The following is a 13,118-nucleotide window of genomic DNA, read 5'->3' as shown; positions in this document are numbered from 1 at the left end:
GACAAGAGCCTGGATGCCCTGGTGTTCACTAATGAATACAATGCAACCGGAGAAACAACTCTGACCGCAACCAAGACCCTGAGTGGTCGTGAGTTCCAGAAGGGTGATAACTGGACATTCACCGTAACTTGCGATGATGCGAACGCTCCAATGCCAGAACACCCAGTTGTTACTACAACTGCAACCAGTGGAACATCCACAACCCTTGACTTTGGCAAGATTCACTACACTATTGCAGATGTCAATAAGGACTACGTTTACACCATCACAGAGTCTGGAAATGTAGCAAACGTAACAAACGATCCAGTTGCTGCAAGAACTGTAACCGTATCTGTCAGAGACAAAGGAGACGGAACTCTTAACGTAACTCAGGAAGTTACTGGAGCTGGACTGACATTTACCAACAAGTATGCCGATGGCGAAACAACTCTCGGTGTAACCAAGGTGTTAAGCGGCCGTGAGTTCAAGTCAGGAGATGAATGGACCTTTAAATTAACAGCTGATAAAGGCACTCCAATGCCAGCACAGACCGTTGTAAAGACAGATGCAACAAGTGGCAACAGTCAGTCACTGAGCTTTGGAACTATCAAGTATACGCTTGCAGATGTAGGAAATACTTACACCTACACAATCCACGAGACTGGAAGCGCAGAAGGTGTAACAAACGATCCGAATGCAACTCGTATAGTAACTGTAACAGTAAATGAGGGCAAAGACGGAAAACTGGATATTGTAAGAGAAGAACCCAAGGGTGAAATCGTATTTACCAATACCTACGACGCAAAGGGATCTCTGACATTGGAGGCAAGTAAGACTCTGAAGAACAAAGCTCTTGAAGCTGATGCCTTTAACTTCGTGCTGAAGGACGAGAACGGAGAGACTATTCAGACCGTTTCCAACGATGCAGATGGAAATGTAGCATTCAGCCCGCTCAATTATACTCTTAAAGATGTTGGAACTCATGTTTACACAGTATCAGAAGTTCAGAGAGAGAATACCGAAGTTACTTATGATACTACTGAGTATACTGTTGAAGTAACTGTAGCAGATGCAGGAAACGGAAAACTGAAGGTAAGCAAGACGATCAAGAAAGGTGATGATACTGTTGATGCAATTGCTTTTGAAAACATTTATAAAGGAGTAATTGATATCAGCGGCTCTAAGACCTGGAATGATGCAGACAACCAGGACGGAATCAGACCAGCAAGTATCACTGTAAAACTTTTTGCAAATGGAACAGAAGCTGCAAGTCAGGTGGTAACTCCTGATGAGGCTGGAAATTGGAACTATGTCTTCAAGAACCTGCCGCAGTATGATGTTAATGGAAAAATTAGTTATACAGTAACTGAGGATGCGGTAGCTGGTTATGAAACAAGCGTAAGCGGCTACAACATCACCAACACTCATAAACCAGCAACCCTCGACATCACCGGAACCAAAACCTGGAACGATTCCAACAATCAGGATGGCAAACGTCCAAAGAGCATCACCGTCAACCTTCTTGCAAATGGCATAATTACAGACACCAAGACCGTAACAGCTGACGATAACTGGACCTACAGCTTCACCGATCTGCCGAAATATGCAAATGGTCAGGAAATTACCTACACGGTAAGCGAGCTTACCGTACCTGGTTATACAACAACTATTGATGATAATTACAACATCACCAACAGCTACACCCCAGGTGAGACCAGCGCGTCTGTAACCAAGATCTGGGATGATGCTGACAACCAGGATGGCATTCGTCCAGAGAGCATTACCGTAGCTCTCCTTGCAAATGGAACGCCAACTAACAAAACTGTTACTCTTACTGCTGCGAACAACTGGACACAGACGATAACTGGTCTTCCGGAAAAAGCAGATGGAGAGTATATCACCTACACCTGGACCGAGGTTAATGTTCCAGAAGGCTACAGCTTGACAGGAACTTCCAAGAACGAAACGGTAACCACTCTGACCAACACTCATACTCCAGAGCTTACTTCCATCACCGGAACCAAGACCTGGAAAGATGCAGATAATCAGGATGGAAAACGTCCAGAGAGCATTACCGTAAACCTTTTTGCAGACGGAACTAAGCTTAAGAGCCAGAGTGTAAGTGCTGATGCAGACGGAAACTGGAGCTACAGCTTCACAGACCTTCCGAAATATGCAAACGGACAGGAAATCACTTACACCGTAACTGAGGATGCAGTCGATGGCTACACAACCGAGAGTGATGGCTATAATTTCATTAACACTCATCAGCCAGAGACCACCGAGATTACCGGAACCAAGACCTGGAACGATGCAAACAACCAGGATGGCAAGCGTCCGGAAAGCATCACTGTAATCCTTCTTGCAAATGGCACAGAGAAAACTCGCCAGGCCGTAACTGCAGACGAAGCAGGAAACTGGACTTACACCTTCAAAGATCTGCCGAAATATGCAAATGGCCAGGAAATCACCTACACCGTAGCTGAGGAGGAAGTAACTGATTACACTACAACCTACGATGGCAGCAACATCACCAACAGCTACACTCCAGGAAAGACCAGTGCAACAGTAACCAAGATCTGGAACGACGCTGAAAATCAGGATGGAAAACGTCCGGAGAGCATTACCGTAAGTCTTCTTGCAGACGGTAAAGAAACCGGAAAGACCGTTACCCTGAGCGTCGAGAACAATTGGAAACAGACTATATCTGACCTTCCGGAAAAAGCAGACGGAAAAGCAATCGAGTACACCTGGACAGAGGAAACTCTCCCAGAAGGTTACGAACTTACCGACAACAGCAAGAACGGAACTGTAACTACTCTGACTAACACCTACGCTCCAGAAACAACTTCCATCACCGTAACCAAGACCTGGGATGACGCAGACAATCAGGATGGCAAGCGTCCAGAGAGCATTATCGTCAACCTTCTTGCAAACGGAGAGATCGTAGCAAGGCAGACTGTAAAAGCAGACGAAGCAGGAAACTGGACCTACACCTTTAAAGACCTGCCGAAATATGCAAATGGCAAGGAAATTACCTACACTGTAACCGAGGAAGCAGTGGAAGGCTATGAAACAAGTGTAGACGGATTTAACATCACCAACACTTACACAACCGAGACAACTGAGGTGAAGGGCTCCAAGACCTGGAACGATGCCGACAATCAGGATGGCAAACGTCCGGAGAGCATCACTGTAAGACTTCTTGCAAACGGCGAGGAGAAAGACAGCCAGACCGTAACCGCAGACGAAAATGGAAACTGGACCTACAGCTTCGAAAAACTGCCGAAATATGAGGCTGGAAAAGAAATTGTATACACGGTAACCGAGGATGCAGTTGCAGATTACACAACTGAGATCACCGGCTACGATATCACCAATAGCTATGCACCAGAAAAGACCAGCGTCACAGTTACCAAGTCATGGGCTGATAACGATGACCGCGGCGGTCACAGACCGAAGGAAATCAAGGTTCAGCTGAAAGCCGATGGAGAAAACAGCGGCGAGGAAATTACCCTGAATGCAGAGAACAACTGGACCTACACATGGTCTGACCTTGACCAGAAGAAAGCCGGTAAGGACATTGCCTATACCGTAGAAGAGACTGGAAAAGCAGCTGGTTACATTTCCACAGTAACCGGAAATGCAGAAGAAGGCTTTATCATTACCAACACCATTACCTCCGTGAAGATCAGCAAGGTAGACATCACCGACCAGAAAGAACTGGCAGGTGCTCATATCCAGGTGATCGACAAGGATGGAAATGTAGTAGAAGAGTGGGATTCCACATGGGAAGCTCACGAAGTAACTGGCCTGAAGCCTGGCGAAACCTATACCCTTCGCGAGACTGTAGCACCAGAGGGATATACTTTGACCAGCGATACCACCTTTACCCTGAAAGAGGATGGAACCGTTAACAAAGATACTACCACAACAACCATATCAGATAATGGAACCCTTCTGGTAGAAGACAGCAGAACTTCTGTAAAAGTAAGCAAAGTAGATATTTCCGATGGGAAAGAGCTGGAAGGTGCTCACATCCAGATCATTGACCAGGATGGAAACGTAGTAGACGAGTGGGATTCCACCAAGGAAGCTCATGTTACCGAGAAACTGAAAACCGGTAAGATTTACACTCTTCGTGAGACTGTAGCTCCAGACGGATATTTACTTACAAGCGACACTACTTTTGTTCTGAAAGAAGACGGAACAGTAGATGCAGAAAAAACAACAGCTGTTTCCAAGGATGGTGTTTTACTTGTACAGGATAAACTGGCAACCTCAGCATCTATTGCAGTGACAAAGAAACTTACCTATATTGGTGAAGGTCTGGCAGCAAGAAATCAGACCTTCTATGTAGCCCTGTATTCTGATAAAGAATGCACACAGAGAGTTTCTGATGTGAAAGCTCTTGTATTCAAGAATGCAGATGCTTCCACCGTAGTATTCTCAGAGAATATTAAGGCAGGCAAGACATACTACATTGCAGAGTGTACACAGGATGGAACTTCTCAGACGATCGGCGCTCTTGCAGATGGAACTGTTTATGAAGCTGTATTTGGCAATGGTAACTCCACAACAGTAACCGAAGCCGATGGAACAACAACCGTTTCCTTTGAAAACGTGTTCAGCAGCTTCCCGCCAGATGGATTCTACAAACAGGGTCAGCTGACAATTACCAAGAAGGTTCTTGGTGCAGATGGAGGCACCAGAAACAGCAACGAGGTATTCTATGCAGGTATCTTTGATGATGCAGCTCATACACAGCTTTCCCAGCAGGTTGAGCAGAACATTATCAAGCTTGATATGGACGGTGGCTATGAAGTAAGTGAGATCATCAATGTTGGTCTTGCCCAGTCAGGAGCAAAGGTAACCCTGTATGTAACGGAAACTGATTCCAACGGAAAACCAATTGCAGGCTCCGAAGGCTTTGGATATAAAGTTACCGTAAGTGCAGATTCTGTTACATTTGATGAAACGAATATGACAGCAGAAGTTGTCATCACCAACCAGGAAGAAAGCACAGTAACAGAAACACCAACACCAACACCTACTCCTTCTTCCGATGGTGGAAATAGCGGTGGCTCCGAAGATCATTCCGGCGGCTACGGCGGAGGCAAATCACCGAAGACCGGAGATGATACCCCGATCGGAACTTATCTGATGCTTCTTCTTGCAGCTGCAATGCTTGCAGCCGAGACTGAAAGACGCCGCAGAAGAAACAAAAGACAGTAAAGCAAAACAAGGTTTCTGACCAGATTGGAACCATAACAAAGTAAGTACAAACGAAGGCGGTCCGCACACAAAGCGGATCGCCTTTTTGCAGATTCACTTTAGCTTCCTGCTCAATTAAGGAAAACCACAGAACAGCCCTGTGGTTCTGGTTTTGCAAAAAAGTAAAAAAACTTTCCTGAAAAGTGGAAAAACATCCCGAAGAAAGAGTTGACGAAACAGCCCTACTGGTATAATGAAGTCAAATTAAAGGATATTACATTTGGGAATGACTTTATAGATTTCAGGAGGTTTCCATTATGAGAAAGAATACATTAAAAAAAGCAATGGCAGTTATGATTTCAGCGACAATGCTGGTGACAGGATATACAGTAGTTTCCGCAGAAGGATTTACAGATGCGGAGGCACTTGCAGAGATGGATGCTTTTACTACAGGTGATGAAGCTGTATATGTGGAAGAAGTTCAGCCGGAAGCTGCACAGACTGAGGAGGTTCAGCCAGAGCAGACTCAGACAGAGGTTCAGCCGGAGGTTGCACAGACCGAGGAAGTTCAGGTAGAAGAGCCTCAGGCAGAAGAATCTCAGGATGAGTTCCAGACCGGGGAATCTGCTGAAGAAGCCGCTTTTGTTGATGGATTCACAGATAGCTCTGCAGAAGCTGATCCAGCTGAGTTTACCGATGGAACCGGTGAAGTTGGAGATGCAGTAGAAACTACCGTAGATTCCGATTTCCGTTTCGAGAACGAAGAAGTCATTATCACTGCAAAAGTGTTTGATGAGACAGCTCTTCCAGAAAACGCTGAAATGAACGCTGTAAAGCTTGAAGTTGGCAGTGAGAAATATGAAGAAGCAAAACAGGCTTCCATCAGAGACCTTGGAACAACAGAAGACGACGAGTACACTTTCTACGACGTAACCTTCATCGCAGATGGTGTTGAGATCGAAGTTCCAGACGAAGCAGTCGTAATTAATATGGAATTCAAAAATGTTGCATCAGAGGAAAACGAAACCCAGAGCGCCCTCCACATCCAGGAGACAGAAGCTGGCGTAGTTGCCCAGGACGTAACCGCACAGTCCGCAGACGGAACACTGAAATCCGTAGGATTTAACTTCTAAAATTCAATAACCGCAAGCAGATACAGGACTTTCTGAGAAATCGGAAAGTCCTTTTTGTATAATCAAAATTTCATCTATGCTGCTCCCGCCACGCCCGCGGTGAAACCCCATACACATTTTTAAAAGCCCGGGAGAAGTGGAGGGCGTTTTCGTAGCCTACGGCAGAGCCGATATCTCCTATAGATAATGTGGTCAGCTTCAGCAATTCCGCCGCTTTTGTCATGCGGTAATGAATGAGAAATTCCTGTGGAGAGCGTCCTGTGCTGGTGCGGAAAATTCGTCCCAGATAGCTTCTGTTAATACCGCATACAGCTGCCACATCCTCAATAGAAATATCATTCTGGAAGTTCTGTTCGATACAATTTATTGCCTCTTTTATATAATAATCACTCATTTTACTGGTGGCGGCAGGCTGCGGTCTGGCAACAGATTGCGCAAGCAGATCCGCAAAAAGATAGAAATGTCCCATCAGATGAAAAGGAGATTGCTCTGAATTCTGAGAAATGTAAATCAGTTCATCCACCATCTTTTTTCGTGCCTCCCTGGAGTGGGCCATATAGACTGGCGCATCCTTGGAAAAGCCACAAACGTTGAGGATTTCTGTGGTACGCAGCCCGTCAAACTCCACCCAGACGTATTCCCATGGTACCTGAATATCTGCCACATAAGTGGTGATCTGTCCTGGAAAAATCATAAATCCCTGTCCGCTCCGAACCTGATAATTTACATTCTGCCCCTTGGAATTCGTGGCCATCAGGGTGCCTGTTCCGGAAAGAACATAGTGAAAAAGATAGTGATTCCGCGTTGCCGGACCAAATAAATGTCCGGGAGTACACTTCTCATGTCCATATTGGTAAAGGCATAGATCAATGAAAGTTTCGCTCGGAAAAATGTGAAAGTTGTTATCCATATCCGGAATCCTCCTGTTACATTTGCTGACAATATATCATAATGCGATAATATATTTCATTATACCATAAAAAACCATCATAAAGGCATAAAATAAGAAAAATTAAGCTATTTAAGTGTTGATTTTGGTATGCTATACTTAATACATCATAGAAAAAGGAGGCCCCACTCATGGCAATCACCTTCAACGAAACAACCCGGATCTTTACCCTCACCACTGCCCACACTACCTATCAGATGCAGGCGGATGCTCAAGGGTACCTTTTGCACCTGTATTATGGTGCCAGAACTGCAGGAGAAATGGACTATCTTCTGAATTATGGAGACCGTGGCTTTTCTGGAAATCCGAATTCAGCAGGCAGCGACAGAACCTATTCTCTAGATGCATTGCCACAGGAATATCCATCACTTGGCACAGGAGATTTCCGAAATTATGCGTTAAATATAGAGAATGCAGATGGTTCCCAGTGCTGCAATCCGGTTTACATAACACATGAAATTGCGGCTGGAAAATACACTCTGAAAGGTCTTCCATTCGTCCGTGCAGAAGAAAATGAAGCGGAAACTTTGAAGATTATACTGGAAGATTCTGTTACAAAAGTAGAGCTTCATCTGCTCTACGGAGTACTGGAAAAAGAAGATATTATCACCAGAAGTGTGATAATTAAGAATGCTGGAAAAGCCCCTGTAACAGTAAAAAAAGCCCAGTCTGCATGCCTGGATTTCCTTCACGGAGACTATGATCTGATCAAATTTTATGGCAGACATGCTATGGAAAGAAACATGGAAAGAATGCCGGTTTCCCATGAAAGCACCCGAATTGGCAGCCGCCGTGGAACCTCCAGCCACCAGTATAATCCAGGGGTAATCCTTGCAGGAAAAAACACAAATGAAGACAGCGGAAGCTGCTACGGAATGCTGTTTGTATACAGTGGAAACTTCCTTGTAGAAGCAGAAAAGGACCAGTATGGTCAGACCAGAATCCAGATGGGTCTGACTGATGAACTGTTTGCATATCCCCTGGAAGCCGGAGCTGAATTTACCGCGCCAGAGGTTATTTTATCCTACACAAACAAAGGTCTTTCCAGGCTTTCCCAGCAGTACCATCACTGCATTATGAATCATATCTGCCAGGGAAAATACGTCCATGCAAATCGTCCTGTCCTGATCAACAGCTGGGAAGCCGCATATTTTGATTTCACCGGAGACACCATCGTAGAGCTTGCAAAGGAGGCAAAAGCGCTTGGAATCGATATGGTGGTTATGGATGATGGATGGTTCGGAAAGCGAAATGACGACAATTCTTCTCTCGGCGACTGGTATGTGAACGAGGAAAAATTAGGCGGAACTCTGACGAAATTAATCGAAAGAGTAAACGCAGAAGGCGTGAAATTCGGTATCTGGATTGAGCCTGAAATGGTCAGTGAGGACAGTGATCTTTACAGGGAACATCCGGACTGGGCAATCACAATTCCAGGCCGCAAGCCTGTCCGTTCCAGAAACCAGCTGGTCCTTGATTTTTCCAGAAAAGAAGTACGTGATGAGATATTTAAACGCATCTGCGCAGTTCTGGATCAGGGAAATGTGGAGTACATTAAATGGGATATGAACCGCAGCCTGGCAGATATTTATGCACCAAACGTGACCTATGATTATGTTCTTGGGGTGTACGATTTCCTGGAAAAACTTACGAACCGTTATCCGGATATTCTTATTGAAGGCTGCAGCGGAGGCGGCGGAAGATTTGATGCCGGAATGCTGTATTATACGCCTCAGATCTGGTGCAGTGACAACACAGATGCTATTAATCGTACACGGATTCAATATGGAACCTCCTTCTTTTATCCGGTAGCAGCAATGGGTTCCCATGTGTCAGCAGTGCCAAACCATCAGACCGGAAGAGTGACCAGTATGCATACAAGAGGCGTTGCAGCTATGTCTGGAACCTTTGGCTATGAACTGAATCCCGCACTTTTAAATGCAAAGGAAAAAGCAGAAATCCGTGCCCAACTTGCCCAATACAGGGAGTATCAGGAATTGATCCGTGAAGGAGATTATTACCGTCTTTCCAATCCTTTCCAGGATAATTTTGCGGCCTGGATGGTGGTATCAGATGACAGATCCAAGGCACTGGTAAGTGTGATAAGACTTACAGCAGAGGCTAATCCGCCGGCAGCATACGTTACCTTAAAAGGAATGGAAGAGGATGCTTTTTATCGGGAAAAAACTACCGGAAAAGTATATCCGGGAGTTGCACTTATGGAGGCTGGAATACTGCTTCCTGCTGCGGTGAGCGAATATGAAGCATACCAGATAGAACTGGAGCGTGCAGACTGCAGATAATTCAATGATTATGGGTTCGCCTGTCTGCAGTCTGATAGTAAGTTTTTTTCGCTTCATACATTCTGTGATCAGCTTCTTTCAGCATATCTTCCAGATTTTCACAGGAAGCTTTCCAGAGAAATCCAATGGAGATACTGATCTGATCCTGTTTCATATATTCCTGCAATCTGTTTATTCTGTTATGAAATTCCAGCTCCCCGATACTGCTTTGAATGATCACAAATTCATCGCCGCCAATCCGATAAACTTTGTCGGGAAAAATACTGGAAAGTATTTTGGCAGCATTTTGTATAAAGGCATCTCCAGCTTCATGACCATGGCTGTCATTAATCTGTTTTAGCCCATTCAGGTCGATATAAGCAGTGCCCACATTTTCAAGGATTTTTCCCTGATGAGAGTCAAGGACTTCAATATATTTATTGCGATTGAACAGGAATGTCAGCATGTCGCGGTAGCTCATATACTGGAGCTGTTCCTGCTGCTTCTTGGTTGCCAGACTGTTGGTGAGAAAGAACTGAATGGAGGAAAGCAGGGTGGCATCGTTGTAAAACTGCCGCGGATTATCAACACCTACGAATCCAATCACGTCACCCCTTTTGCCAAGAGGTACAGCAATCAGCCGGTTTACATCCTGTTCTTTGAGCATGTTGTAGGATTCAAAACCTCTTTCCTGTTCCAGATTAGAAATATAATAAGGCTTGAATTTCAGAAAGCTTTCCATCCATTTGGGTAAAACAGTGATTGGCACTTCCTGAAGATTGTCAATTTGGACGCTTACTCCGCCTTTTACATATTCATATGTATTTCTCAACATGGTTTTTTCAGGATTAAGTTCAAAAATATACGTGCGGTCTGAATCAAAATACTGAGTGATAATTCCCAGCAGATTCTGGATAGAAATATTAATATCCTTATCCGAAGAAAGTTCTGTTACACACTGGATCAGAGTGTTGGAATTTTTCAGCTGTTCCTGAGTCCTTTTTTCACTTTTGGCAAGCTGTTCAACTGTGTAAAAATTCCATGCAATATAGAGGCCTAGCAGCAGAAATTCAATAATTCCGGCGAGAATCATCAGTTTTTTCAGATACAGAAGACTGGAAAAAACTACATCCTCCTGTGCGATAACCAGCAGCTCCCAGTCAAACATACCAACAGGAGAATAGTGCATATAATTGTCTTTTCCATTGATGCTTGATTCAAAAGCGATAACACCGGTTTCCAGAGATTTCACTTCGCTTTTCAGATCAATATTTTCATAGCCCTTCAGCAAGGCGGGACCAGGCGTATCGTAGGCATTTCCAAGGGTGGAATACCGGGTGTCTAAAGCATAATTTCCATCAGCGCTGTCTACAAGACATATGGCAGCATGACCGTCATAAAAAGAGATCTGGAATACGTCTGCGAGAACAGTAGTGTCGATTACACCGGTAAGGATTGCTTTGATCTCGCCGCTTTTTATAACGGGCATATAATAGTAAAACGATTCATTTCCTGTTTCAGAGTCTGTCAGTCTGTGGGAAATGTGTTCGCCAAGCGCTGCAATAGCATTGAAATCTAAGTCCTGCCGCAGGTGTTTCAGGTGTCCGTCTTCATACAAAATCGTGTTGTCTGGATAGAGGACATCAATTCTGGAGAATATTGTATTTTTTGCAAATGCATCGAGGTGAACAGATGCAATCTGTTCCGGCTCAAGTTTATTCTCCTCCACCATGGCATTGGCGGCCAGGCCAAGGGTGGTGATGTTGTCTTGAAATTTCATCTGGATTTCCGCCGAAATCGTTTTTGCCGAATCGCTAAGTATCTGCCAGCAGCGCTCCTCTTCACGCTCCATGACTTTATGATACAGAAAAATCGAAACAATAATGGTAATTCCTATTACGATTGATACGGGGAGTAAACGTTTGATGTTTTGTTTCATGATAGAAATGCTCCTCCTTTTCATAGTCGTTAAGTTAATTTTATCATTCTTTTGTGAAGAAAAAAAGGCGAAAAAGTTTATAAACCGGAAAGATTGTTTTTTTATATGTTCTGAGATATACTTGCAGTATTCGTAGACGGAACAGGGTGTGATTGCAATGGTTTCAATGATTCCTTTCGGGCTTCTTGCCGGGGGTGTGGGGGGACGGGAGGTTCGGATTACAGAGGTTGATGAGAGTGGATTTTGTTTTCGGACAATAGAAGAAAATATCTCTGATTCAGAAGCTTTGAAGGTGTGCTTTTATGATATAAAGAATGGGTGTTACCGTGAATTGGAAATTTCAGAATACGATATACAAAGGTTTGATATGGAGGACGCAGAACTCTCCGGATTTTATGTGAAATATAAGGTGACGGTGAAGCAGAAAGCGTATGCAGAGGCGGTTCAGAGGCTTCTTTATCAGTATAATCACTACATTCATCTGAAGCTGGAAGAGGACGACAGCGCGTTGGCGAAAAGCCTGACAGGGTATCCGGGGGAACTGGATGAGGTCAAGCGTGGCAGTCTGGAAGAGCAGGTGGGAATATGGCGGAGAGAGCTTACGCCAGATGGATTGGAGTCCGCTTATAATGGGAAACGTATAGATTTAACTGATAATTGTTCTCAGTACGGAACTGGCTTTAAGCCTGGGTATAAGTGCCAGGTACCGCTTGAATCAGGTGTTACGGAGCTGGCGCTGGAGATAGATCGCCCGGAATTGTATCAGGAATATTTGAATAGTTCCCTGACAGAATTTTCCAAAAAGTATGCCGGAAAATGTATCGGTATCTGCGGCAGCATTATTCTGGAACATAGAGTACCGGATCACCTTTATATTGGAAATCAGTTCTGTCATCTTCTGTTTCCGGAACGTAAATTGTTGTTTGAAATAATAGAAAAAGCAGCGGCAGAACAGGTGGAAATCACACTTGTTTTTTCTTATATCCGGGAATATATGCTGGATTATATAACAGAATTGCTTGATGAAATTAACCGGTGGTGTGAAGAAAAAAGGCAGTCTGTAGAGATTGTTGTAAATGACTGGGGAATGGCTTCTTTAGTAAAAAAAAGCAGAAGGAATCTGATTCCCAGCCTTGGAATTTTGTTAAATAAACGCAGAAAAGACCCTCGGATTCCGTTCAAAAAAGGAGAACAGAAATGGTTTGAGAGGAACAGCCTGAATGCTGGATTTTACCGTAATTTTCTGGAAAGAGAATATGGAATCCAACGCTTTGAATGGGAATCCTGCGGTTACGAACAGCAGATTCCACCTGGAAAAAACAGCCTGCATATTCCGTTCTATCAGACCAATACATCACAGTATTGTCCTCTTGGTGCAGTATGTGAAACAGGCGAGAGAGGACGACAAAAGCTTGCAAAAAAATGCCCGGGATATTGTACGGAATATGCACTTTTGTATCCGGAACATTTGCATATGATAGGGCGGTATAATTCGTTGTTTGGGATTGATATGAGGATATTGAAAGAGGAAGAAATACTGAAGAATTATATCCAAAACGGTGTGGACCGGGTTGTAATAAGAGCATGGTAATGCCGCCGGCAGGTGACATACCCGTGTTGAG

Annotated in this window: 6 protein-coding genes; 4 read left to right on the top strand and 2 right to left on the bottom strand. The window is 44.3% G+C overall.

All coding sequences use genetic code 11. From position 1 onward, the window contains the following. Window positions 1-21: 21 nt before the first annotated feature. Window positions 22-5,214: a Cna B-type domain-containing protein gene (locus tag PGQ38_RS11120; RefSeq protein WP_270431743.1), complete on the top strand. Its 5,193-nt coding sequence runs from the start codon at window positions 22-24 to the stop codon at window positions 5,212-5,214. A gap of 296 nt (window positions 5,215-5,510) precedes the next feature. Continuing rightward, window positions 5,511-6,326, top strand: coding sequence for a hypothetical protein (locus PGQ38_RS11115; RefSeq protein WP_187565818.1), 816 nt, complete (start codon window positions 5,511-5,513; stop codon window positions 6,324-6,326). A gap of 70 nt (window positions 6,327-6,396) precedes the next feature. On the opposite strand, the gene PGQ38_RS11110 is transcribed toward PGQ38_RS11115, so the two are convergent. After that, complete coding sequence (locus PGQ38_RS11110) at window positions 6,397-7,236, bottom strand: AraC family transcriptional regulator (protein WP_270431740.1); 840 nt, start codon at window positions 7,234-7,236, stop codon at window positions 6,397-6,399. 170 nt (window positions 7,237-7,406) lie between these two features. Here PGQ38_RS11110 and PGQ38_RS11105 point away from each other — a divergent pair, with 170 nt between their 5' ends. Further along, window positions 7,407-9,578 (top strand): alpha-galactosidase, encoded by a 2,172-nt coding sequence (locus PGQ38_RS11105; protein WP_270431738.1) that lies wholly within the window; start codon window positions 7,407-7,409, stop codon window positions 9,576-9,578. Window position 9,579: 1 nt separating this feature from the next. Here PGQ38_RS11105 and PGQ38_RS11100 read toward each other — a convergent pair whose 3' ends face one another. Continuing rightward, window positions 9,580-11,496: a sensor domain-containing diguanylate cyclase gene (locus PGQ38_RS11100; RefSeq protein WP_270431735.1), complete on the bottom strand. Its 1,917-nt coding sequence runs from the start codon at window positions 11,494-11,496 to the stop codon at window positions 9,580-9,582. A 157-nt stretch (window positions 11,497-11,653) separates the two neighbouring features. On the opposite strand from PGQ38_RS11100, the gene PGQ38_RS11095 reads away from it, so the two are divergent. Continuing rightward, window positions 11,654-13,087, top strand: coding sequence for a hypothetical protein (locus tag PGQ38_RS11095; protein WP_270431732.1), 1,434 nt, complete (start codon window positions 11,654-11,656; stop codon window positions 13,085-13,087). Window positions 13,088-13,118 lie beyond the last annotated feature (31 nt).

This window comes from Blautia faecis (assembly GCF_027662325.1).
GTDB lineage: Bacteria > Bacillota > Clostridia > Lachnospirales > Lachnospiraceae > Blautia_A > Blautia_A faecis.
The sequence above is the reverse complement of the archived record's forward strand: the minus strand, read 5'-3'. Positions and strand labels throughout refer to the sequence as shown.

Excerpts from the sequence above, each read along its gene's own strand:
- PGQ38_RS11105 (WP_270431738.1), top strand. The coding sequence starts at position 7,407 with ATGGCAATCACCTTCAACGAAACAACCCGGATCTTTACCCTCACCACT.
- PGQ38_RS11100 (WP_270431735.1), bottom strand. The coding sequence starts at position 11,496 with ATGAAACAAAACATCAAACGTTTACTCCCCGTATCAATCGTAATAGGA.
- PGQ38_RS11115 (WP_187565818.1), top strand. The coding sequence starts at position 5,511 with ATGAGAAAGAATACATTAAAAAAAGCAATGGCAGTTATGATTTCAGCG.
- PGQ38_RS11095 (WP_270431732.1), top strand. The coding sequence starts at position 11,654 with ATGGTTTCAATGATTCCTTTCGGGCTTCTTGCCGGGGGTGTGGGGGGA.
- PGQ38_RS11110 (WP_270431740.1), bottom strand. The coding sequence starts at position 7,236 with ATGGATAACAACTTTCACATTTTTCCGAGCGAAACTTTCATTGATCTA.